The organism is Acidobacterium sp. S8 (genome assembly GCF_009765985.1).
In the GTDB taxonomy this organism is placed as follows: Bacteria; Acidobacteriota; Terriglobia; order Terriglobales; family Acidobacteriaceae; genus Alloacidobacterium.
Window position 1 is genome coordinate 303,837 of record NZ_LMUM01000015.1, and the last position, 22,905, is coordinate 326,741.

General features: G+C 56.9%; 19 protein-coding genes. 8 read left to right on the forward strand and 11 right to left on the reverse strand.

The window, feature by feature from the left end; genetic code table 11:
• The first annotated feature begins 78 nt into the window (after positions 1-78).
• The 3 genes from uvrC to GSQ86_RS05200 all read left to right on the forward strand — a co-directional run bounded on the left by uvrC (position 79) and on the right by GSQ86_RS05200 (position 5,163).
• Positions 79-1,974 (forward strand): excinuclease ABC subunit UvrC, encoded by a 1,896-nt coding sequence (gene uvrC, locus GSQ86_RS05190; protein ID WP_158748885.1) that lies wholly within the window; start codon positions 79-81, stop codon positions 1,972-1,974.
• A gap of 51 nt (positions 1,975-2,025) precedes the next feature.
• Complete coding sequence (locus tag GSQ86_RS05195; RefSeq protein ID WP_158748886.1) at positions 2,026-3,615, forward strand: glycosyltransferase family 39 protein; 1,590 nt, start codon at positions 2,026-2,028, stop codon at positions 3,613-3,615.
• A gap of 156 nt (positions 3,616-3,771) precedes the next feature.
• Positions 3,772-5,163, forward strand: a complete 1,392-nt coding sequence (locus GSQ86_RS05200) for an APC family permease (RefSeq protein WP_158748887.1) — start codon at positions 3,772-3,774, stop codon at positions 5,161-5,163.
• Positions 5,164-5,224: 61 nt separating this feature from the next.
• Here GSQ86_RS05200 and glgA read toward each other — a convergent pair whose 3' ends face one another.
• Positions 5,225-6,679: a glycogen synthase GlgA gene (gene glgA / locus GSQ86_RS05205; protein WP_158748888.1), complete on the reverse strand. Its 1,455-nt coding sequence runs from the start codon at positions 6,677-6,679 to the stop codon at positions 5,225-5,227.
• A gap of 95 nt (positions 6,680-6,774) precedes the next feature.
• Between glgA and rsmA the strand changes: the two genes are divergently transcribed.
• A complete protein-coding gene (gene rsmA, locus GSQ86_RS05210) occupies positions 6,775-7,560 on the forward strand; it encodes a 16S rRNA (adenine(1518)-N(6)/adenine(1519)-N(6))-dimethyltransferase RsmA (protein ID WP_158748889.1) in 786 nt (261 codons plus the stop codon).
• Positions 7,561-7,620: 60 nt separating this feature from the next.
• On the opposite strand, the gene GSQ86_RS05215 is transcribed toward rsmA, so the two are convergent.
• The 6 genes from GSQ86_RS05215 to purQ form a co-directional block, all read right to left on the reverse strand.
• Positions 7,621-9,204 carry a DUF6600 domain-containing protein gene (locus tag GSQ86_RS05215; protein ID WP_158748890.1) on the reverse strand — a complete coding sequence of 528 codons (1,584 nt, stop codon included), beginning with the start codon at positions 9,202-9,204 and terminating at the stop codon, positions 7,621-7,623.
• 132 nt (positions 9,205-9,336) lie between these two features.
• Entirely contained in the window at positions 9,337-10,011 is a 675-nt protein-coding gene (locus GSQ86_RS05220) for a hypothetical protein (protein ID WP_158748891.1), read from the reverse strand.
• A gap of 3 nt (positions 10,012-10,014) precedes the next feature.
• Positions 10,015-10,524: a crossover junction endodeoxyribonuclease RuvC gene (ruvC, locus tag GSQ86_RS05225; protein ID WP_158748892.1), complete on the reverse strand. Its 510-nt coding sequence runs from the start codon at positions 10,522-10,524 to the stop codon at positions 10,015-10,017.
• A gap of 306 nt (positions 10,525-10,830) precedes the next feature.
• Positions 10,831-13,392, reverse strand: coding sequence for an ABC transporter permease (locus GSQ86_RS05230; RefSeq protein ID WP_158748893.1), 2,562 nt, complete (start codon positions 13,390-13,392; stop codon positions 10,831-10,833).
• A gap of 148 nt (positions 13,393-13,540) precedes the next feature.
• Positions 13,541-14,335 carry a tyrosine-protein phosphatase gene (locus tag GSQ86_RS05235; RefSeq protein WP_158748894.1) on the reverse strand — a complete coding sequence of 265 codons (795 nt, stop codon included), beginning with the start codon at positions 14,333-14,335 and terminating at the stop codon, positions 13,541-13,543.
• 16 nt (positions 14,336-14,351) lie between these two features.
• Entirely contained in the window at positions 14,352-15,086 is a 735-nt protein-coding gene (gene purQ / locus GSQ86_RS05240) for a phosphoribosylformylglycinamidine synthase subunit PurQ (RefSeq protein ID WP_158748895.1), read from the reverse strand.
• 197 nt (positions 15,087-15,283) lie between these two features.
• On the opposite strand from purQ, the gene GSQ86_RS05245 reads away from it, so the two are divergent.
• Positions 15,284-15,781 (forward strand): AI-2E family transporter, encoded by a 498-nt coding sequence (locus GSQ86_RS05245; RefSeq protein ID WP_158748896.1) that lies wholly within the window; start codon positions 15,284-15,286, stop codon positions 15,779-15,781.
• Positions 15,782-15,871: 90 nt separating this feature from the next.
• Here GSQ86_RS05245 and GSQ86_RS05250 read toward each other — a convergent pair whose 3' ends face one another.
• Positions 15,872-16,552 (reverse strand): hypothetical protein, encoded by a 681-nt coding sequence (locus GSQ86_RS05250; protein ID WP_158748897.1) that lies wholly within the window; start codon positions 16,550-16,552, stop codon positions 15,872-15,874.
• Positions 16,553-16,690: 138 nt separating this feature from the next.
• Between GSQ86_RS05250 and GSQ86_RS05255 the strand changes: the two genes are divergently transcribed.
• Both GSQ86_RS05255 and GSQ86_RS05260 read left to right on the forward strand, forming a co-directional pair.
• Positions 16,691-17,728: an aldo/keto reductase gene (locus GSQ86_RS05255; protein WP_158748898.1), complete on the forward strand. Its 1,038-nt coding sequence runs from the start codon at positions 16,691-16,693 to the stop codon at positions 17,726-17,728.
• 107 nt (positions 17,729-17,835) lie between these two features.
• Positions 17,836-18,456, forward strand: a complete 621-nt coding sequence (locus GSQ86_RS05260; protein WP_158748899.1) for a thioredoxin family protein — start codon at positions 17,836-17,838, stop codon at positions 18,454-18,456.
• 267 nt (positions 18,457-18,723) lie between these two features.
• Here GSQ86_RS05260 and GSQ86_RS05265 read toward each other — a convergent pair whose 3' ends face one another.
• From GSQ86_RS05265 to GSQ86_RS05275, 3 genes are all read right to left on the reverse strand, one after another.
• Positions 18,724-20,049 (reverse strand): replication-associated recombination protein A, encoded by a 1,326-nt coding sequence (locus tag GSQ86_RS05265; RefSeq protein ID WP_158748900.1) that lies wholly within the window; start codon positions 20,047-20,049, stop codon positions 18,724-18,726.
• Between the two features lie 52 nt (positions 20,050-20,101).
• A complete protein-coding gene (locus tag GSQ86_RS05270) occupies positions 20,102-21,154 on the reverse strand; it encodes a family 43 glycosylhydrolase (protein WP_158748901.1) in 1,053 nt (350 codons plus the stop codon).
• Positions 21,155-21,379: 225 nt separating this feature from the next.
• Positions 21,380-22,186: an RNA methyltransferase gene (locus GSQ86_RS05275; RefSeq protein ID WP_174239941.1), complete on the reverse strand. Its 807-nt coding sequence runs from the start codon at positions 22,184-22,186 to the stop codon at positions 21,380-21,382.
• A gap of 72 nt (positions 22,187-22,258) precedes the next feature.
• Here GSQ86_RS05275 and GSQ86_RS05280 point away from each other — a divergent pair, with 72 nt between their 5' ends.
• Positions 22,259-22,903, forward strand: a complete 645-nt coding sequence (locus GSQ86_RS05280) for an L-threonylcarbamoyladenylate synthase (protein ID WP_158748902.1) — start codon at positions 22,259-22,261, stop codon at positions 22,901-22,903.
• Positions 22,904-22,905 lie beyond the last annotated feature (2 nt).

A 22,905-nucleotide genomic window follows, 5' to 3' on the forward strand; every position in this document is an offset into this window, starting at 1 on the left:
ATCGAGTAGGTTTTACTCGGTTCGTGCAATTCGCGGCAGCCTGAGGCGAAGAAAAGGTAAACTAAGAATAAGCCGCTCATGGACTTACAGGAGAAAATTCGCACTCTGCCGACGCGGCCCGGAGTGTATCTGTACAAGAATGCCGACGGCGAAGTGATCTATGTCGGCAAGGCCAAGAATCTTCGTTCACGCGTGCGTTCCTACCTGCTGGAAGCGTCACAGGCCAACGCCAAAACCGGCTCGCTGATGCGTGAAGCTATCGATCTCGATTACATCCTGGTCGATAACGAACACGAAGCGCTGGCGCTTGAAAACAATCTCATCAAGCAGCGCAAGCCACGCTTCAACATTCTGCTGCGCGACGACAAGACCTACCCCTACGTGAAGCTGACACTCGGCGATCGCTATCCGAAGGTCTTTGTCACGCGGCGCCTGCGCAGGGATGGCAGCGCCTATTACGGGCCTTATTTCCCGGGCAATCTCGCGCATCGCATCGTCGATTTAATTCATCGCAGCTTCTTGATCCCGAGCTGCAAGGTCGATCTCTCGCGCTATCATCCGCGCCCGTGCCTGCAGTACTACATCAAGCGCTGCCTGGGACCGTGCGTGGAGGGTTTGACCACTCCGGAGGCGTACCGCGAGGCTGTGCGCGACACGCAGCTGTTTCTTGAAGGACGCAGTGCCGAACTGGGCCGGTCGCTCGAAGAACGGATGCAGGTGGCTGCCATGAGCGAACAGTTTGAGCTTGCGGCAAAGTATCGCGACCTGCTGCGCACGGTTTCTGATCTACAGGAGAAGCAGCGCATCGCATCGACGGAAAACGATGACGCCGACGTCTTCGGTTACCACTTCGAGAACCAGATGCTGGCGGTGAATCTCTTCCACATGCGTGGAGGCAAGATTGTCGATCGCCGCGAATTTTTCTGGGAGGACCTGCCTGAGCTTCTGGAAGTGGATGAAGAAAATTCTGTTCCCGCGAATGGCTCGGCTGGGTTTGAAGCAGACGCGTTCTTTTCTGCCTTGCTCAAGCAGCTTTATATCGATCAGCAATATGTGCCGCGCGCGATCTATGTCCCTGTCGATTTCTCAGATCGCGCAGCTCTCGCCGATCTTCTGAGCACACAGACGCGCCGCAGGATTGAGCTGGCTGTTCCGCAGCGTGGCGATCGGCGATCACTGGTGGATCTGGTTGGGCAGAACGCCAAGCAGAGCTTCGATCAGCGATTCCGCACATTGCAACCGAGCCAAAAGATCATCCAAGAAGCGCTGCAGGATGTTCTGGTGCTGCCGGAACTGCCGCGCCGCATCGAGTGTTTTGACATCTCGCACATTCAGGGTGCGGAGACGGTCGCATCGATGGTGGTGTGGGAAGACGGCGCGATGAAAAAATCCGACTACCGCAAGTTCCAGATCAAGAGCGTGACGGGTGTCGATGATTTTGCGTCGATGCGCGAAGTGGTCACGCGCCGGTATAAGCGCATCGCGGAAGAAAATAAGCCGATGCCCAGCTTAATCCTGATCGACGGCGGACTCGGCCAGCTGCATGCGGCAGCGGGTGCTCTGGAAGAGTTGGGATTCACCAGCCAGCCGCTGGCTTCGATTGCCAAGCGCGAAGAGATTATCTACCTCTACGGGCAGGAAGACGATCCCATCGTGCTGGATCGGAGATCGCCGGTATTGCACCTGATACAGCGGATTCGTGATGAGTCGCACCGCTTTGCCATCAGCTATCATCGCAAGCGTCGCGAGATGCGCGACCGCGATTCGGAGCTGCTCAATATTCCTGGTGTCGGCGCGCGAACCCGCACACGCCTGTTGGAACACTTCGGCAGCCTGCGCAGCGTGCAGAGCGCCGATCTTGAAGCGCTGACTGCGGTCGTATCTCGTAAGACTGCGGAAGAGATTCATGCGCATTTTCACGCAGAGACTACGGCGACGACAGGCCCGTTGCCGATCCTGAACAACAATACATAAGTTCTTTTGGAACTTTCGCGGTAAGCCGGCGTAGTGCATGCTGTATACGCAATGGAAATTACACCGTCTATCCCTGCCCGCGCGAGGCTGCGCTCGATTCTCTGGCTCAGCCTTGTCTTCGCGGCGCTGAAGCTGGCTATCCAGATTGTGGGCAATATTCTTGCGCAGCATGCCGGCTACGGCATCTTTCGCGACGAGTTGTACTACGTGGTTTGCGGGCAGCGTCTTGCTTTTGGCTATGTCGATCAGCCACCGCTGGTTGCGTTGCAGGCGCGTATTACGGAGATGCTCTTCGGCCATGACACGATGTGGACGCTGCGGCTCATCTCCGGCATAGCGGGAGCGGCCAAGGTCTTTCTAACTGGCCTGCTGGTCTCGACGCTTGGCGGCGGACGCCGGGCGGCGGCGCTGGCCATGCTCGCGGTAATCACGGGGGGCGTTTATCTCGGCATCGACAGCTATCTCTCGATGAATTCCTTCGATCCGGTTTTCTGGATGCTGTGCGCGCTGGCGCTCATCCGCATCGCGCAGTCTGGTTCGCCGCAAGGGATTCGCAACTGGTGGATCGTGTTCGGTCTGAGCGCTGGCCTCGCATTTGAGAACAAGGATTCCATCGTATTTTTTCTGATTGCGATGCTGGCAGCCCTGCTGCTGACCCCACAGCGCCGCATCCTGGCCAATCGCTGGTTCGCTGTCGCTGTGGCATTGATTGTCGTGGTGGCGCTCCCGAATTTTCTCTGGCAGGTGCATTATCACTTCCCTACTCTCGAATGGCTGCGCAGGGTGCAGGCCACAGGTAAGGATGTAAAGCTGCCGCCGCTGCCGTTTATCTTCGGGCAAGTCATGATGCTCACGCCGCATAATGTCCTCCTGTGGCTCACAGGGATGCTCTGGTTTCTGATTGCTAAGCGGGCACGCGGGCTGCGGTTTCTCGGCGTTTTCTATGTTCTTTTTCTCGCGCTGATGATGGTTCTACACGCGAAGGACTACTACCTCGCGCCAGCTTATCCCGTCTTCTTCGCAGCCGGAGCCGTAGTATGGTCTGGATGGGCAGATCATGTTCGCTGGCGTAATGCGCTTATCAGCGCTTATGCGGCAATACTTGTCATCGGGCTGGTTGCTTTCTTCCCATTTTCGGTTCCGGTGCTGCCTCCGCAGCAATGGATCGCCTATGCGCAAAAGCTGCACTTTGCACCGCACGATTCAGAGGTAGAGAAGGACAAGCCGCTGCTGCCGCAGTTTTATGCTGACCGCTTCGGATGGCAGGAGCTCGCAGAGAAAGCCGGGCGCATCTATAACGCTCTGCCTCCCAATGAGCGCGCCATCACCGGCGTCTTCGGCCAGAACTATGGCGATGCGGGAGCTATCGATATCCTCGGCCACAAATACGGCTTGCCCTACGCCATCAGCGGGCACCAGAACTACTGGATCTGGGGGCCACGCAGCTACACAGGCGAGGAGATGATCATCATCACCGATGCGACTCCGGAGGAGATGAGCCGCTTTTACGCCTCATGCGAGATCAAGGATCGCATGGATAATCCCTGGTCGATGCCTTATGAGCATCGTCCGATTTATTTATGCCGTGGCAGAAAGGCGACTTATCAGGCAGACTGGAAAGAACTCAAGCTCTATCATTAAAGCGACTTCTATCAGGTACTGATTACGTTTAGGGCGTCATTCTGAGCCGCAGGCGAGGAATCCCCAGCCAGCATGGCTTAAGATTCTTCCTCCCTTCGGTCGTCAGAATGACGGCTGTATATACCTGGCAGAAAATTGCTATAGGAGTTCCGCTCGTTGCCTTCAACGCAGGAAGCCACGCAAACACCCGATCTGCCCCGCGTCCTCGGCGCATCGCATGCCACGGCAATTGTCGTAGGCACCATCATCGGCAGCGGTATTTTTCTTGTACCGCATGAGATGATCCGTGCCGTCGGCAGCTCCAGCCTGCTTTACCTGGCCTGGATTGTCGGCGGCCTGCTCTCGCTCTTTGGTGCGATGACCTACGCCGAGCTGGGGGCGATGATGCCCTACGCAGGCGGCGAGTATGTGTATATCCGCAGGGCTTATGGCGATCTGCCAGCTTTTCTCTACATGTGGACGTGGTTTGCCGTAGCCAAGCCCGCCTCCATTGCCAGCGTTACCAGTGGACTTGCGCGCACGCTGGCCATCTTCGGCGTCTTTGCATGGCTGGAAAAGCCGGTCTTTCATGGCTCAAACGTTCTTTACTGGTCGCAGCTCTTTGCTATTGCCGCAACCTGGCTGATTACCGGACTCAATTATCTCGGCATTAAAAAAGCAGGCGACTTCCAACTCTTCTTTACCTGGCTGAAGGGCATTTTGATCGTCGTGATTGCGATCTTCTGTTTCAGCTCGCATACCGGATCGCTGGCGAATTTCAAAACTTCGTTTACCGGAGCGCAGGGCGGCTTCAGCGGATTTATGGTGGCCATGATCGCCGTGCTCTGGGCCTATGACGGCTGGAACGATCTGACCATGGTCGCAGGCGAAGTCAAGCGACCCGAGCGTAGCCTGCCGATCGCGCTCATCGCCGGGCTCTTCATCGTTGGCGCTCTGTATATGGCAACTAATGCCGCCATTCAGTACATCCTGCCCGCGGCTCAGATCGCTGCGTCTCCCCGTCCGGCAGTTGCTGCCATGGCGATCGTTTCCGGACATGGCGGAGCCATCCTAGTTTCAGCAGCGATGGCGCTGAGCATATTTGTCACTCTCAACGGCACAATTATGTCCGGCGCACGTGTTCCTTTTGCAGCCGCTCGCGACCAGCTCTTTTTTCGCAGCATTGCGCATATCCATCCGCGATTCCAGAGCCCATCCGTTTCGCTGATTGTCCAGGCTGTGCTCAGTACGTTGTTGCTGCTCGTGGTCGGCAGATTTCAACAGCTTTTCGAGCTTGCCATCTTTGCCGAATGGCTCTTTTACATGATTACGGCGACGACGATCTTTGTGTATCGCAAGCGCCAGCCGGATGCGCCGCGGCCTTATCGGGTGTGGGGTTATCCGGTGCTTCCGGCGCTCTTCGTGGCCGCTTCGGCTGTGCTACTGTATTTTTCCTATAAGGAAAATCTGCAGAATTCGCTCATCGGGACAGCCATCATTGCAGCCGGGATCCCGCTTTTTTGGTGGATTCGAAAACGATATGCGGGAGCAGCAACACTATCGCTTTAAACGAGGATTCCTCCCGTTGGTCGTCAGAATGACAGCCGCTTTTACCTGCTAAAAGACTCTGTTAGCTTCTGCGACGCGCTACTTCTTCATATACTGCAACGTACTCAACCGCAGGCTTTGTCCAGGAGTAGTCCACTGCCATGCCGTTACGCATCAGCGTTTGCCATGTTTCTTTATCCCGAAAGACGCCTAATGCCCGCTGCACTGCTTTCAGATAGTCATCAGCATAGTAGTTGGCGAACTTGAAGCCGGTGCCGGTCTGCGCCTCAGGATTCCACTCTTCCACGGTATCTTCGAGGCCGCCCGTCGCTCGCACCACGGGCACCGTACCATAGCGAAGGCTGTAAATCTGGTTCAAGCCGCACGGCTCGTAACGCGAAGGCATCAGGTATATATCTGAACCCGCGAGCACTTTGTGGGCCAGCGTCTCGTCATAGGCGATGCGAACAGAAATTTTCTCAGGAAAGCGTTCATCGAGCGAGCGGAAGAGATTTTCATAATAAGGCTCGCCGGTTCCCAGCACGATGAGAAAAATATTCTCGTGGACCAGCCGTTCGATGATCTGCGCCGTAAGATCAAAACCCTTCTGCGTGGCCAGCCGGGAGACCATACCGAGTACCACGGCGTCCTCGTTCACATGCGAGGCTCCAAAAGCGTGTAGCAGGTCTTTTTTGCATTCCGCCTTACCGCTGAGATCGGCAGGCGTGTAATGCGCGGCGATCTTGCCGTCGCTTTCCGGATCCCATTTGCTGTAATCGACTCCATTCAAAATGCCGCGTAGATCGCTCCCACGCTTCTGCAGCGTGCTCTCCAGACCGTTGCCGTACTCCGGCGTCTGAATCTCCTTTGCATAGGTGTGGCTCACCGTCGTGAGCATGTCGGAGTACACCACGCCACCCTTGAGAAAATTGAAGGTGTTGTAAAACTCCAGCTTGTCCATGGTGAAGATCTCCCACGGCAGCAGTAATTTCTTCGTTGTCTCAGGTGGAAACCAACCTTGGTATCCCGCGTTGTGAATGGTCAACACGGTTCCGGCATTGCGCAGCGCCGGGTCGAAATAATAGATGGTTCGCAGGTATACCGGCAGCATCGCTGCCTGCCAGTCGTGCACGTGAAAGACATCCGGCACGCCGAGTTCTTTGCTTGCTTCGAGCACTGAGCGGCAGAAGAGTCCGAAGCGCTCCCAGTTATCCAGATAGTCGCCAGCCGCCGTCGAGTACACGCCTTCACGATCGAAAAGCTCAGGGCAGTCGATAAAGTAGTACTGCACACCATCGATTTTGCCGCCATCCACAACCGCTACGAAGCGGTTGTAGTCTTCAAATGGAATAGTGATGCTGGATATGGCTATCTTCTTTTCCGGGAAATGGCTCTGCACCTGGCGAAAGAAGGGGATATATACGGTGACCTGGTGACCGCTCTTCGCCACCTCTTTCGGAAGTGAACCAACCACGTCGGCTAAACCGCCGGTCTTTATAAATGGCACGCATTCCGATGCGGCGAAAACAATGTGCATGTGGGTAATCGCTCCCTTAATTTGTCCGTATCATGCTTAAAGAAGCCAGCAGCTCCAGCACGATTGTCTCATTGTCAGTGATCAACTTAAATAAGATGCCGCAGAAAGCAAAATTAGGTCAGAACTTTCTTGTCGATCCCAGCGCTCGCATACGCATCGTAGAAGCGCTTGGCGATATCTCGCAAAAAACTGTTGTCGAAATTGGTCCGGGCAAAGCTGCCATCACTGAACTGCTGGCGCAAAGAGCGCGCAAGTTGATTGCAGTGGAACTCGACCGCGAGCTTGCACCATTGCTCAGCGAGAAGTTCACCGATGCCCCGGTAGAGATTATCGAGCAGGACATTCTCACCGTCGACCTTGCTGCATTGCGCGGAAGCAGCGAAGACAAGCTGCTCGTCGTCGGCAATCTTCCTTACTACATCACGTCGGATATCCTGCTGCATCTTTTCCGCTACCACGACGCAATCTCGCGCGCTGTCGTGATGATGCAGCGCGAAGTGGGAGACCGCGTCGCCGCTGCGCCGGGATCGAGCGATTACGGGTCGCTATCGGCCACGACGCAGCTCTACGCCAAAGTAGAGGATCTTCTGACGCTGCCGCCGAATGCCTTCTCGCCCCCGCCGAAGGTCCATTCCAGCGTGCTGCGGTTGACCTTCGCCCCGCGTTTTGAAGAGCTGCATGTCGATCCCCAGGGCTTCATCGCATTTCTCCGTCAATGCTTCGCGCAGAAGCGCAAGACGCTGGCGAATAATCTGCGGGCTGCAGGCGTTGAAGCGGCTCGTATCAGCGCCGCTGCGGCCAGCGCAGGAATCTCGCCCCTGGCGCGCGCGGAAGCGTTGCCGCTGGAGGCGATGGCAAAGCTGTACCGATCACTCAAATAAAAAGGCTGCCGCAACTCTTGATGCGGCAGCCTTCCTGCTTACAGACTTCACTGGCTGGCTTTAGTGAACATGAGCTCCACCACCGCCGCTGGCCACCGCACCGGAAGATGCCGAAGCGCCGGAGAACGACGGAGCAGAAGAAGCGTGAGCACCCGACGACATGGACGAAGTTGACGATGAGCTGCTGCTCATCATCGCGCCGCTGCTGCTGGGAGCTGCGTGATAGGTCGGCGGAGCCGAAAAATGCGGAGGAGCAGCAAAAGTACTCCGCGGCATCCCGGATGAAAGCGTACTGCGCGGCTGATTCGCCACGGGCAGCGCTCCGGACGACAAGGATAAGCCGTGGCCGCCCTGTACGGGCATCGCTCCCGAATGAGCGATCGGCGGCATGGCAGATCCTGAAGCTACGCGGAAGCTTTCACCCAGTGGTCCCGTCGTTCTCGGCTGCACTGATGTTTCGATCGGCTGGAGCGTCTTGCCTTCAAATTTGAAGTGAGTTGCCACCGGCTTTTCGCCGCCGACTGTGCGGTATTGAAACTTGCCGGGATCACGGTTGACTGGAATCAATCTTTCGGCGGGCAGTCTCGGTTCAGGCCCGCGAACCGGCGAACCCGGACGCTTTGGGCAGGTATATTTTCGCGGAACGTTCCACACGGCTGCTGTCGGATACCAGCCATTTCCGTAGGCTCCGTATCCGCAATTGCCGGGGAACCACATCCAGCCCGGACCACCGTTGAAATAGTTCCACGCGCCGCAGTGGTACGGCATCCAGCCCCAGGGATTGTTCGATATCCAGGTATATCCGGATGACGGATAGTAGCCCCAGTAGCCAGAAGCAAAAGGATCCCAGCCTGCGCCTACGCCCGCGGGCATCCAGCCCATTCCGTAGCCGGGCATGCTATACCAGTTGCCGTAGTAATCGAGATCGTTCCACGCCGGATCATTGGGGCTTCCGGTCAGCGAGCGCGCCATGGTTGCCCTCGCACCGATCTGGCCAACAATCTTGTCACGGTCGGCATTCCACAGATCCCCGGTATCCGGCGCTACTGACTGCGCGACTTCATGGCGGGAGGAATCGGTCGTGTCCAGCGTGACCGTCTGGTTTTTAGCTACCTCTACACCGTTTTCATCGCCTGTCTCCACATGCACCGAGCCGCGCATTACGGCAAGCTTGACCGGATTTTGATTGATATTGACACGAAAGATCGTATCTTTGGTGGTCGTTACTTTGTATGGGCCAAACTGTACGCCGTAGGTGCCGCCGCGATTATTGAATTCGTAATAGGTAAGGCCTGTGACCGGCTGAAGGCGGGTGATAGTGTTGCCGTCGCTGGAGCGCTGTAACTGCGTGAAGTTGATGGCGCTGTTGGGGGTAGCGCGGGCCACACTGCCGTCTTCAAACTGGATTTCTACGCGGCCATCGTCGCCCGTCTTGATGTGCATGCCCTGCGTTACCGGCATATTGACATGCGCCTGATCGAAAACGACGCCTTTGTCATCCAGTAACTGGACCGTGCCTTCCACATGGCTGATACGGACCGCGCGGACGTTGTTGGTTCCTTGTGAAAATGTAACGGGGGCGAGAACAGATGCGAGAAGCAGGTGAAAGATGAGACGAGACTTCGAACCATCCAGGTGCCGCATGCGACACCTCCTTCCAGACCCTTGGTTTGCCAAATAATTAGATCACTTCAACCACGCCATAGTCTCTACTTTTTGTGAAACTGTTTTAACTACATCCAGACGCGCCTGTAAAAGCCAAAGTTGCAAAAGATTTCAGCCTGCGCCGCCGCTCCCGCCGAGCAATTGACGCGCCCGGCTGCGGGCCCGTTCCATCACCTGCTCGTCGGCGATAATCGCCTGCAACTGTGGAGCGATATTCTGCACCTGCTGTGCCCTGCCTGCTTTCACCGCGTCCTGAAGCGACTCGAGCTCAGCATCCAGGCTTAACCGGCTGTGCTCATGCTCCACTGTCAACCGCCGTCCCTCTTCCAGAGTGAAAGCCACGGCGATCAGGTCATCGGAAATCTTCATGATCTGCTGGTCGCGTGACCAGTTAAAGGTACAGGCCCCGTCTCCATCCGACCCTGCATATTGGAGAGCCTTCTTCCCCGTAAAAGCCACTTTTACCTTGGTGCTTTCGCAGGCGACATTGAAATAATTATGCGAACGCGCCGTCTTAAACAGCAGGCTGCGCAGCGGCTCCTCAATTTTGATATCGGAACTGAAAGGTTGCGGCATCACACCTTCCGCGTCCGGGGGAGGTGCATTTCCCGGCTGTGACTTGAAGTGGCCGGTACCGTCTTCGCCGATGTCGATCACGTAGCTTGCAGGCTGCAGGTTTGGATTGTCAAAAACAAATCGAATCCGTGCCGTTTTGCTTTGCGCGCCGACAATCAGCGCACTTCCTGCCAGACCAAAAAACGCCAACCAGGCGAAGATTTTCCTCATCGTTCAGCGACCGATCCTCTGTAGTGTCAATGTCTGTGCGGTGTGTATGTGGCAAATGGCTATGGCCAGCGCGTCGGCAGCATCGGCAGGCTCCGGCCTGCAATCCAGTTGCAGCAGCCGGGCCACCATAAACTGAACCTGCTCCTTTTGCGCCAATCCGTAGCCCACCACAGTCGATTTGATGGTGAGAGGGGCGTATTCGGCTACAGAAAGATTGGCAGTGGCCGCAGCCAGCAGCGCCACACCGCGCACCTGGCCAAGTTTCAACGCAGACTTCGCGTTGACCGAATAAAATACCTCTTCAATCGCGACGACATCCGGCTGATGTGCAGCTATCAGCTGATTCAATTCAGCATAAAGCAGCGCCAGCCGCTCTGAAAGCGGCTGCTTCTTCGGCAAGCGAATGCCGCCACATCCCAGCGAAACCAGCCGCGGCTCACGAAGGGCATCATCCCACTCGACGACGCCATAGCCGGTACATTCTGTCCCGCAATCGATGCCGAAAACTCGCATTCAGGATGAGTGTAGCTGATGCGGAGTTGAGAGAAACAGGATCATGCGGCTTCTGCCTCGTATTCCGTTCGTGGCTGGCGTATCCTTCGCTTTTTCAAGGAGAACAACGAGTGTCGGACAAGCCTATAGGCATATGGCGAGACGCAGACGGCGTCCGCTGGAGACACCTGGGCAATGGAAAGCACGAGCGGGTAGACTGAGCTGCTCATCTCGCAGATGCAGGCAGCGTTTACCCGGCAGCGGTCTATCCGCTCGCAGATACAGAAGCAGCAGTCATGCGAGCGGTCCCGCCATTTTCTTTCCTGACTATTCAGTTCGAAGCGCCTTCACCGGATCAATGGAAGCAGCACGCCGCGCCGGGATGATACTGGCGATCAGCGCACATATGCCCAGGGCAAGAATGGAACCCGAAAGCACAACCGGATCCCAGCTCTTCACCTGGTAAAGTTGCGCGGCGATCAAGTGGCCACAGCCGATCGAAATAGGGATGCCAACCGCCAGCCCAATCACAATCTGTAAGAATGCTCCGCGCAGCACCAATTTGACGATATTGTTGCGGTCCGCGCCCAGCGCCATTCTCACGCCGATCTCGCTCGTCCGCCGCTCGACGGTGTAGGCAGTCACGCCATAGAGTCCCACCGCCGCCAGAATCAGCGCCAGAACCCCGAAAAGTCCCGTCATCTGCGCCACGGCGCGCTGCTGGTCAAAATTCGAATCCACATGCTCTTCCATCGTCTGGATGTCGAGCAGCGTCAGGTTGGGATCGACGTCGCTGAGAATCTGGCGAACCTGCGGCTCCAGCCCTTCCATGCTTCCGTGCAGCTTGACGACCGCGCCCTCGATGTAGTGTGTGCTGTCGTCAATCGATTGCATCAGCGGTGCGTCATAATGCACGCGCTGCGCCAGCGGCACAAAGAAGATCGGTCGCGGAGGTTCGGTGCCGTACAGGCTGCCCCACATGTACTTCGCATTACGCACCACACCGACGATTTTGTACGTAGCGCCGTACTGCGGCAAGTCCAGACCGAAATACGAGCCCAGCGGTTCTTCGCCGGGCTTGAAGAATCTCTTCACAAACGTTTCGTCGACCACCGCCACGTTCTGTGTTGAAGCCGTGTCCTCTTCCGTGAGGCCACGTCCTCGCACGATATGCTGACCCAGCGTCTGGAAATAGGAGGGTGCGACATGATCCCACGAGGAACCGATGTCCTCATTCATGTTCGGCATCCCATGTCCCTGGCGAATTACAATCTCGCCCCAGTTGTCCTGCAACGGAGCATAGAGAGCCAGCGCGGCACTTTCCACGCCGGGAATATGCGCAAGTCTGTCTTGCAGCTCGCGGTACATGGCGTCGAGTTTTGGCACCGGATACGACGAGAAAGGTCCGGTCAGGCTGATCAACGCCCGGTGATTGGTATCGTATCCAAGCTCCTGATGCTGCATCTTCTGCAGGCTGCGCGTCAGCAGACCGGCGCCAGCCAGCAGAACCACAGACAGCGTAGCCTGAACGATGACCAGAATTTTCTGTGAAAGCGAGGACCGATCGTGCGTGCTGCGGTTTGCGCCGCGCAATGCCTCTGCCGGATCAGCATGCGAAGCAAACCATGCCGGAGCGGTCCCGAATAATATGCCCGTCAGCAGCGATAAGCCAAAGGCAAAGCCCAGTATCGGCCACGATGGAGCAGCGTCGATCGGAACATACTTCGCTCCGCGAAAGATCAGCGCCACGATCACCTTCACGCCCAGATACGCAATGGCCAGTCCCGCCAATCCGCCAAAGACAGAAAGCACCAGGCTCTCCGTGAGCGATTGACGAATCAGCCGCTGCCGCGATGCGCCCAGCGCGAGACGGACCGAGGTCTGTGCGCGCCGCGCGGCACCTCGCGCCAGCAACAGATTGGCAATATTAGCGCAGGCGATCAAAAGAACCAGGACACAGACGGTAAGAAGAATCCGCAGATTTTCCCCGTAGTTCTCCTTCATGGTCGCCACGCCGGTGCCTGCCGGAACAATCTTGATGTTTTGCTTCGGCAGCATGGCTTTGATTCCAGCCATCCACTCCGGCGGCATGCCGCTTTCGTTCACAATCCACTGCCGCAGCAGATTCGTCAGCCGGCTCGGCGTACCGCCAATAGCCGCACCCGGCTTCACGCGCCCGATGACCCGCAGCCAGGCCGGAAATTTGTGCAGCAGCGAGTTGCTGCCTCGATAGAGAGGCTCCTGCTGAATGGGAAGGTAGACTTCCGGTGGATCACTACGCAGCGTTTCGCCATAAAATCCCGGAGGTGTTATTCCCACAATTGTGAACGGATGCCCGTCGAGGATAAATGAAGCCCCAACGATCTTGGGATCTGCCCCATACTGCTCCTGCCACGCCCGATAACTCAGCATGGCCGCCGGAGACGATGAGGGCAGATCATCGGAGGCGATAATGGTCCGCCCCACGAACGCGCTTACTCCAAAGGTAGAAAAATAATTGCCGCTGATAAATTCGCCGCGCAGAGGCTTGGCCATGCGATCGCTCTCGCCCTTGCGCGCGCTTATGGTCGATCCACCCGCCTGAAATGCAGCCAATTCAGAAAATTCGGGCGTATTTTCCTTCATACGGAGATAAAAAGGGTACGAAAACATGCCCCAGTTTTCCTGTGGGCTGCCTTCCACGCAGCAATCGTTGCCAGCGCCAATGCGGTACAGGCTTGAGGGGTCGACCACCGGCAGCGATCTCAGCATGACCGTATGGATCAGCGAAAAAATTGCGGTCGTCGCGCCAATTCCGAGCGCTAACGTGAGCATCGCTGTAAGCGTAAACACAGGCGATAGCCGCATCTGGCGCAGCGCGTAGGAAATGTCTTGGCGAAGAGTTTGCATGAAAAATCCTCTTATTGCCTTACGTGCATGCAGGCTGCCATGTTCCCGAAGATCATAAATTGCGCTAGATGAGCTAATTACAGGCAATACTTAATCTAAATGTGTTCATTTTTGGACGGCAATGTCCGCAAATGAACACATTCATACACTACTTCGCAAAGGAAAATAACCGGCTCAGCAGACCTTTTGGGCGCGGTTCCCGATCGTCGTAAAGTCCGGTCATCTCAGGCTGCGATGGGAAAGGTGCGCCCTCGAAAGCCGCGCGTGGATTCGAGACGCAGAGACGCTCAGCTGTTTCTTTTCCGTATTTGTTCGCGATCACCTTGTAAGCTTCGCTGATCACCGGCGGCCGGGAGGTGAGATTATGTGCGTCGCTCGCAATGAAGTGGACCCAGTTCTTGTCGAGATAATCGAAAGCCATTGCCTGCGCGGTACGTCCAAAACGCCCGGTGAGCGACGAGGCCGTTACCTGCACCAGGCAGCCGCCGCGAAGCCAATCGATCATGCGGCGCGGGTGCCTCTGGATCGTCTGATTGCGCTCCGGATGCGTGATGATGGGATGCAATCCAGCGACTTTCATCTCGTAGAACGTCTCGGTCATACTCGGCGGAATCACCAGGTCGGCAAATTCCACCAATAGATAGTCTTTCTGGTTGAGCGTGTACTTGGTCCGATTTTCAAGGCAGTCTTCGATGTTATCGAACGACAGATGAAAGTCGCAGCCCAAACCCAGAGTGACCTGTCCGTTCACATGCTGTCGCAGTTCTTCCAGCAATTGTCGGTTGACAGCTGGGTCGAAATGATAGCGGTGGTTGGCATGGGGAGTGCAGACGATGTGCGTAATGCCATCCTCTGCAGCCATCTTTACCATCGCGACCGAGGTTTCTATATCCGTGGAGCCGTCATCTAGTCCAAAAAGCAAATGGTGATGAATATCGATCATTTACTGTCCACTTCCCCTAACGAGCAGCAACTTCCTGAACTGCCGGGGACCGGCTTTCATTTTGCTGAAGTGCTAAGACCATAGATGCAAAAATCCTGTACCCATCAGCTGAACCGAGCAGGCTTTCCGAAGAACGGTCCGGATGCGGCATCATTCCGAGTACATTCCGGCCTTCGTTCAAAATGCCGGCAATATTGCCAAGCGATCCGTTCGGGTTCGCTTCCGGAGAAATCTCGCCCTGCGCCGTCGAATAGCGGAAAACGATCCGGTCGTCACGTTCAAGCGCGGCCAGCGTCTCCGCGTCGCAAACGTAGTTGCCGTCCATGTGTCCGATGGGAATTTTCAGTACTTCACCCTTTTTCAGCGTGCCGGTAAAGGGCGTATTGGTCGTTTCCGTGCGGAGATAAACCTGCCTACAGATATATTTCAGCCCGGCGTTGCGCATCAACGCACCTGGCAGAAGTCCCGCTTCTGTAAGGATTTGGAAGCCGTTACAGATTCCCAGCACCACGCCGCCATCTGCCGCGAATTTCTTCACCGACTGCATCACCGGCGAAAAGCGCGCAATCGCTCCGGTGCGGAGATAGTCGCCGTAGGCAAAGCCGCCCGGCACGAGAATGGCGTCACAATTCTCCAGGTTCGGCGAGTCGTGCCAGAGCATCGTCACCGGCTGTTTGGCGATTTCGGAAATGACGTTGTAGGTATCGTGGTCGCAGTTGGAACCGGGAAAGACGAGAACACCGAATTTCATACTTCTAGGCTAGCAGTTTTGGCCCGGATTCGCCTCGAATTCCTCATCAATAAGGAGTTACAGTTGCGATGCCTTCGCAAGGACTTTGATGGCCCGCAGGATGAGGCAATTCTGGCCTCGCCATATCCGAATGGTTCCCACGGAAAAGACAATCCTTTGCCAGAAGTGATGAATCTAAAGCATACTTGGGGACACTCATGGGCAGCTTTGATCTGAAGACGAGCGGACGCACGGCGGGAACTGCCCTGGTGAACTGGTGGCGGGCCGTCTCGATCGAAGCTTTGTGTGTTGCCGTCATGTGGCTGATCGGTCTGTGGCTCCTGCATGTGCCGCTCTTCGCCGTCTGGGCGCTGCTGGGTGGCCTCATGACCTTCATTCCTAACTTCGGCGGCGTCATCGCCCTCATCGGTCCGGTCTTCTGCATTCTCGTAACCGGAAAAGACCTGGAGCGCCTCGGTTTCGTTCTCGGTCTCTACGCCGTCATTGTGGTTGTGGACCAGCTATTGTTGCAGCCTGCCCTGATGAAGCGCTCGGCAAGAGTTCCCATCTGGGCATCGATCTTCGCCCCGATCGTGCTCGGCATTATCATCCCCTTTTGGGGAGTGCTGCTTGCTCCGCCGCTGCTTGCAGTGGTCTACGCCTTTCGAAAACCGAAGCCGAAACAACAGCCCCAGGCGCTGCCGCCGCTTCGATAATTCGCACTCATATCCACTTCATTCTGAGCGGCGAAGAATCGCTGAGATATTTCAGGCCATTCAATAAGCGATAGGGTAGATCTCTAAAAATCAAGGCTCGATCTGAACGAGTTCGGCGATCGCGCCATCGGGAAAATCTTCACGCACCATGACGCGCGGAACCTCTTCGCTTGCCAGCACCTGGTAGGTCTCCGCGCCGGTGCTCTTCTCAATGCGGTAAGCTACTCGATAAGCGGCAAAAGTTCCAGCCGGAACCTGCACCCGTTCCACCGGCCCGACGTGCGCCACCGCTTTACTGATCCTCGTCCAGGGATCGTAGACTTCGAATCGGAAATCATTCCCCGCTTCGAGATCGCTCGCTATCACGGCCGCCCAGTCGATTCGCTGATCGACCACATTCACCGGCACAGCGTCGTCAATCGCACGAGCGGGTGAAGTTCTTCGAGCAGCCGCAAAGCCGGTCACGTGTCCATCACTGTATTTAAGGTCGAATGATTGCTTCCGCCCTTCTTTCCCTCCAAACGAAAGATTGGCAGAGACAGGGCGAAACTGAGCCGTGGCTACCGATTCCCAGCTCTGATCGAAGGCGCCCGTAATGTTCGCAGAAAATGCGAAGTTCCCTTCTGCGTTCGTTTGAATGGCGATGCGGCTTTGCCCTTCTTCTTTCCCGCCGCTCATCGTTCGATAAATAAAAGTTCCGGTCTTCAGCCGATGAGCATCGGAGCCGACTCCTCCGTCCTGAGCCGCCAGCGAAAAGAAGCCTGCACCCACGCACGCGATGATCCCGGCATATTTCGAAAATTTCCATGAAAACCTGAACATAAAAGGAAAATAACAAAGCACCGACGCAGAATCATTTTTGATTCAGTGATTTGAGCCGTGCTGACTGCGTCGCGCATCTAGTTGTGCATGGAATACAGACAGCTAGGTTATTCAGGACTGAAGGTGTCTGCGCTCAGCTTTGGCGCAGCAACCTTTGGTGGCGGCAACGAATTTTTCAAAGCATGGGGTTCGACGGATGTGGCCGAAGCCAAACACCTCGTCGACCTGTGTCTGGATGCGGGTGTCAACCTCTTCGACGTAGCAAATGTCTACTCGACCGGCTTAGCTGAAGAAGTGCTGGGCAAGGCCATAGAAGGCAAGCGCGACAAGCTGCTCATCTCTACCAAAGCCACTTTCAAGATGGGCGACGGCCCCAACGATCTCGGCTCCTCCCGCTACCACCTCATCCAGCAATGCGAAGCCAGCCTCAAGCGCCTCGGTACCGACTACATCGACATCTACCACATGCATGCCTTCGACGCGACAACGCCCATCGAAGAGACCCTCGACACACTGAACACGCTCGTGCATCAGGGCAAGGTCCGCTACATCGCCTGCTCCAATTTCTCCGGCTGGCACCTGATGAAGTCCCTCGCCATCTCCGAGCGCTACGGCTGGTCGCGCTACGTCGCGCACCAGGTCTACTACTCGCTCGTAGGCCGCGAATACGAGTGGGAGCTGATGCCCCTCGGCGTCGATCAGCGCGTCTCTGCCCTTGTCTGGAGCCCGCTTGGATGGGGCCGCCTTACCGGAAAAATTCGCCGCGGCCATCCGCTGCCCGAAACCAGCCGTCTGCACAAGACCTCCGAGCAAGGCCCGCCGGTTGCAGATGAATACCTCTACAACGTAGTCGACGCACTCGACGCCATCGCCAAGGAAACCGGTAAAAGCATCCCGCAGGTCGCACTGAACTGGCTGCTTCAGCGGCCTACCGTCGCCAGCGTCATCGTCGGCGCACGTAATGAAGAGCAGTTAAAGCAGAATCTCGCCGCCGCTGACTGGAATCTCACACCCGAGCAAGTCACGAAACTGGATGAAGCCAGCGCTGTAACTCCGATCTATCCCTACTGGCACCAGTTGCAATTCTCCGACCGTAACCCAACCGCCGTGCCCCTAAAGAAGTAATCATCCGATATAGCGTGGCGGTCCCACCGCCACGCTAGACTAATTTCGATTTTCCGCGTCAAAATAAATATCTGCACGTAACCGGGCCTTCTTCGCGAGGTGTTTTTATGAATCGCAAGCTTCTCTGGTCGTTGTGCACGCTGGCAACAGTACTCGCCGTATCCTTTTCCGCCTTCGCCGTCCGGGTCGGTAGGCCCGCGCCCGATTTCACCGGGACAGACACCAACGGCAAAACTCACAAGCTCTCCGAGTACCACGGCAAATACGTCGTCCTCGAATGGACGAACAACGGTTGCCCCTTCACGCAGAAACACTACGAGAGCGGCAACATGCAGGCGCTGCAAAAAGAATGGACAGCTAAGGGAGTCGTATGGCTCACGGTGCTTTCCTCCGCGCAGGGTGAACAGGGATACATGACCGGCGTCGAAGAGAATGCCTACATCAAGAAGGAAAACGCTGCGCCCACCGCCGCGCTGCTCGATCCAAGCGGCATCATCGGCCACGAATATGAGGCCAGGACAACGCCGCACATGTTCGTCATCGATCCATCGGGCAAGATCATCTACGCCGGAGCCATTGACGATCACGCGACGACGGACCCGAGCGACATCAAGTCCTCAAAGAATTACATCTCCGCAGCACTGACAGAGTCCATGTCCGGCCAGCCGGTAGCAACGTCATTCACGCGTCCCTATGGATGCTCAGTGAAGTACAGCGGCGCTGAATAGATCGTTTCCCGTCATATAAAAGTGCGCCGTCATTCTGACGACCGGAGGGAGGAAGAATCCATGCAAATTCTTCCCTGCTGCACTCATTTGCAAGTTCCTCGCAGATAATAAGAAATTTGCTCGAAAACTCCCGGACAAAAAAATAGGTCCAGCACGCACATGGATTCTTCGCTGCGCTCAGAATGACGGTTGCCTTGAGATTTGTTCACGAGCGGTCGAAAGGGTGGGATACCAGAAAACTTCAGAGATAATTTGTCAACCTGAAAATCAGCGCTTCTCTTCCTTGATACGCCGAATCTCCTCCATCCGTTGCGAAAGCAGTTTCTCGCGCCCTTCCGCCGTCGGATGATAGTAAGTCCGCCCGCGCAGACTCTCCGGCAGGCATTCCATATCAGCCACGCGCCCGGCCTCATCGTGCGCATATTTATAGCCCTTGCCGTAATCGAGAGCCTTCATCAATCCCGTCGGAGCATTCCGCAGATGCAACGGCACCGGCTCAGCCCGTGTCGTCTCGATATCCGACAACACCTCGCCATAAGCCGTATAAAGCGCATTCGACTTCGGAGCCAGTGCCAGATATGCCACCGCCTGCGCCAGCGCCAGGTCGCCCTCCGGCGAGCCCAGAAAATCCATCGCGTCCCGCGCCGACAAGCAGAGATTCAGCGCCTCCGGTGAAGCCAGCCCGATATCTTCGACCGCCATGCGAATCACGCGCCGCGCCACATACATCGGGTCTTCGCCCGACTGCAGCACGCGCCCCAGCCAGTAGAGCGAAGCATCGGCATCGCTGTTGCGCACCGACTTATGCAGCGCCGAAATCAGGTTGTAGTGCTCTTCACCCTTCTTGTCGTAGAGCAGAACCCGCTGCTGCAACGCCTCGGTCGCAAGCTCTTTCGTAATGCGGCTCTTCGCCGACTGCGCCAGCCGAGCCGCCACCTCCAGCCCATTGAGACCGTTGCGAGCATCGCCGTTGGCATAGCCAGCCAGCATCTCCAGCGCGTCGTCATCCGCCGCAACATGCAGCGACCCCAACCCACGCTCTTCATCATTGAGCGCCCGCTCAAGCAGCGCGCGAATCTGCTCATCCGTCAGCGCCTTCAGCGTGTAAACCCGGCACCGCGACAGCAGCGCCGAAATAATCTCAAACGAAGGATTCTCCGTCGTAGCGCCAATCAGGCGAATCGTGCCGCGCTCGACGTAAGGCAGAAACGCATCCTGCTGCGCCTTATTGAAGCGATGAATCTCATCCACAAACAGGATCGTCCGCGAGCCATACGTCGAAGCCTTCTCCGCATCGGCCATCACCTGCTTGATCTCTTTAATGCCGGAGAGCACGGCGGAAAACTCAATGAAGCTTGCCTTCGTCGTCTCCGCAATAATCTTCGCCAGCGTGGTCTTTCCTACACCCGGAGGTCCCCAGAAGATCATCGACGAAGCATCGTCGCGCTCAATCTGCACGCGCAGCGGCTTGCCCGGCCCGATCAGGTGCTCCTGCCCCACATACTCATCGAGCGTGCGCGGACGCATCCGCTCCGCCAGCGGCGCTGTCTTCGAAACCGTTTTCAAATCGGGAGTACTGCCAAAGAGACTCATCGTGCTGTGTTAGATGATGGCAGATTCCCCATGGAATCCGCTATCCACATCCCTACTGCTGTCCCGAAGGCTTGGGAATCGCGACATCCGTCGCAATCGGCTTGCCGAAATTCGGCGTTCCATCCGCATTCCAGGTAAAGGGCTGAATCCGCGGCGAGCGATGCCCTCCGCACCCCTGCTGCGACTCCGGATTCGCATGATAGATAATCCAATCCTGCTTCCCGTCCGGCGATTTGAAAAATCCGTTATGCCCCGGCCCAAAAACATGCGCTTCGCGGTCCTGCTTGAAAAATGGATGGTCGTACTTCGTCCACGACGCCGGATTCAGCAGATCAGCCCCCGACTTCGCCCGCACCACGCCCAGCTCGTAATAGTCGGTCCAGCAGGCAGATCCTGAGTAAACGAGAAAAATATCGTCGCCATGCTGCAATATCTCCGGCCCCTCGTTCACATTCACATGCGGCATCTCCGGGCGGTCCAGCAGATCGCCCACATGCTCCCATGGATACTTCGGATACGACAGCATCACCCGCTTCGAATCGACCGTCCACGGATTCTTCAGGTGCGCAAGATAGATGCGCTGCTCGCCATCGGTATCGCCTTCCCATCCCGACCAGACAATATACTTCTTGCCCCTGTCTTCAAAGACGGTCGCATCGATCGCCCACTTGTCCGTCGCGTCCCCCACCTTCCCTTTGAAGACCCACTCGCCCTCCAGCGGATCGCTGGCCGAGTTCTCCAGCACATAAATCCGGTGCGACTCATTCTTCCCCTCGTCGGCGGCGAAATAGATGTACCACTTGCCGTCAAAAATATGCAGTTCCGGCGCCCAGATGTCATGCGAATACGGTCCCGTCGCCGGAGCCTTCCATACCATCTTCTTTTCCGCATGGGCCAGGTCGGTGATGTCCCGCGTCTTCCAGATCGTCAGGTTGCTGCCCATCGAGTTCATGTAGTAATAGAAGCCATCGCGCGAAATCACCCACGGATCAGGCCCGCTCGGCAACAACGGATTGTGAAACGTATTCTCCTGCGCCCCGCAAACTCCCCACGCCAGCAGAATCGAAAACCCGGCAATCAGCAACCGCCCGAAACACCCTTTCATCGCGCCCCTCGCATCCAGTAACTCCCGTAGCCTACCATTTTTGTAAGCGCTTCCACTACAGTCATCATCTGACCCTGAACTTAGCGAAGAGGAGGGGTGCGAAGATCTGGGTGGCCCATCCTGAGCGCAGCGAAGGGTGTGGAGACCGTTTTGCGAAGGGTAAGAGATCCGGGTGTCTGGGTGCCCCATCCTTTCGCGTAGTTTGCGAAAGGGTGGGAGAGCTACTCACCCGCGCTGCCGCGAAGCCTCATACAGCAGCACACTCGCCGCAATCGCGGCATTCAACGACTCAACCGGTCCCGGACAAGGAATCGTCACCCGCGCATCGCAAGCAGCAACCAACTGCGCAGAAAGCCCGGCGCCCTCATTCCCGATAAACAGCGCAACCGGCCCGATCAAATCCACTTCCTGCGCCGCAACACCTCGATCCACCACCGTAGCCAGCGACCGAACCCCACGCGATCGAAGCATCCCAAACAACTCCGACACGTCAGCACTTACTACCGGAAGCCGAAACGCCGACCCCGACGAAGCCCGCAGCGCCTTAGCATTCCACACGCTCACCGTTCCCGGCAGCGCCACCACGCCACTAGCCCCAAAAGCCTCAGCTGAGCGAACGATCGTCCCCAGATTCCCAGGGTTCTGCAATCCCGCAGCCACCAGAACCAGCGGCGCAGCCCCACGCAGTACATCTTCCAGAGAAAACGCCGGAGCCGCGACCAACGCCGCAATTCCCTGCGGCGATTCCGTCGTCACCGCGCTCGCAAACACATCCGCAGGCAATTCCAGAATCTCGGCATCCTCCGCCAGCCCTAATCCCCCAAGCAGCTCAAGCGAACCGCTGCGAATAAACACCGTCTCCACCCGAAGCCCGCTCCGCAGCGCCTCTTCCATCAGGTGCAGGCCCTCGACCGCAATCAGTCCCGACGCGGTCTTTTCGCTTTTCTTCAGCGCCGCCCGCAAATCTTTTACGCGCGCATTCTGCCGGCTTTGTACAATGCGAATATGCGCGTGGTTTGAAGCCTCTTGCATGGGTGTGATTCTACCGTGACCATGCCTTTGCTTCCCTCTGTCACGCAAGCTGAGATTTGAAGAGGAGTTGCCTTGTCTGCGGAGATTTTGCGCATTCACCCGGACGAACCCGAGCCGGAACGTATCGAATATGTCGTCTCCTGTCTGCGCACCGGCAAAGTAGTCGGCATGCCAACGGACACCTTCTATGGCCTCGCCGTTGACCCCGTCAACCTGCGTGCCGTCGAGCGCATTTATGAGATCAAGAGCCGCCTCAAACACAAACCGCTCTCTCTGCTCATCGGCAACCTGAATCAGGCCTACGAGCTCGGCCGCGATCTCGACACCAGCTTCGACCGCCTTGCAGAACGCTTCTGGCCCGGCCCGCTCACGCTCATCGTCAAAGCCAGTTCGCGCCTGCCGTTGCGCGTTACCGCCAATACCGGCAACGTAGCGCTCCGTATCCCGGACGCTGTGATCCCCCGCACTGTCGCCGATGCCTTCGGATTGCCGATTACCGCCACGTCAGCCAACCTGCAGGGCGCGCCCGAGTGTACTTACGCCGCAGGCGTGCGCGACCAGCTCGGCGACCGTATTCCCCTGATCATTGACGGCGGCCCGACAGGACGCAGTCTGCCCACCACCATCGTCGATCTCTCCGGTGGAGACGGACGCTGGCAGATCCTGCGAGAAGGCGCGATCGCCACCCACGAAATTGCCTTAGCGCTTCATCCCTGACC

Bases quoted from the DNA above. Each gene is read 5' to 3' on its own strand.
- uvrC (WP_158748885.1), top strand. From the start codon at position 79: ATGGACTTACAGGAGAAAATTCGCACTCTGCCGACGCGGCCCGGAGTG.
- GSQ86_RS05195 (WP_158748886.1), top strand. From the start codon at position 2,026: ATGGAAATTACACCGTCTATCCCTGCCCGCGCGAGGCTGCGCTCGATT.
- glgA (WP_158748888.1), bottom strand. From the start codon at position 6,679: ATGCACATTGTTTTCGCCGCATCGGAATGCGTGCCATTTATAAAGACC.
- rsmA (WP_158748889.1), top strand. From the start codon at position 6,775: ATGCCGCAGAAAGCAAAATTAGGTCAGAACTTTCTTGTCGATCCCAGC.
- GSQ86_RS05215 (WP_158748890.1), bottom strand. From the start codon at position 9,204: ATGCGGCACCTGGATGGTTCGAAGTCTCGTCTCATCTTTCACCTGCTT.
- GSQ86_RS05220 (WP_158748891.1), bottom strand. From the start codon at position 10,011: ATGAGGAAAATCTTCGCCTGGTTGGCGTTTTTTGGTCTGGCAGGAAGT.
- ruvC (WP_158748892.1), bottom strand. From the start codon at position 10,524: ATGCGAGTTTTCGGCATCGATTGCGGGACAGAATGTACCGGCTATGGC.
- GSQ86_RS05230 (WP_158748893.1), bottom strand. From the start codon at position 13,392: ATGCAAACTCTTCGCCAAGACATTTCCTACGCGCTGCGCCAGATGCGG.
- GSQ86_RS05235 (WP_158748894.1), bottom strand. From the start codon at position 14,335: ATGATCGATATTCATCACCATTTGCTTTTTGGACTAGATGACGGCTCC.
- purQ (WP_158748895.1), bottom strand. From the start codon at position 15,086: ATGAAATTCGGTGTTCTCGTCTTTCCCGGTTCCAACTGCGACCACGAT.
- GSQ86_RS05245 (WP_158748896.1), top strand. From the start codon at position 15,284: ATGGGCAGCTTTGATCTGAAGACGAGCGGACGCACGGCGGGAACTGCC.
- GSQ86_RS05255 (WP_158748898.1), top strand. From the start codon at position 16,691: ATGGAATACAGACAGCTAGGTTATTCAGGACTGAAGGTGTCTGCGCTC.
- GSQ86_RS05260 (WP_158748899.1), top strand. From the start codon at position 17,836: ATGAATCGCAAGCTTCTCTGGTCGTTGTGCACGCTGGCAACAGTACTC.
- GSQ86_RS05265 (WP_158748900.1), bottom strand. From the start codon at position 20,049: ATGAGTCTCTTTGGCAGTACTCCCGATTTGAAAACGGTTTCGAAGACA.
- GSQ86_RS05270 (WP_158748901.1), bottom strand. From the start codon at position 21,154: ATGAAAGGGTGTTTCGGGCGGTTGCTGATTGCCGGGTTTTCGATTCTG.
- GSQ86_RS05275 (WP_174239941.1), bottom strand. From the start codon at position 22,186: ATGCAAGAGGCTTCAAACCACGCGCATATTCGCATTGTACAAAGCCGG.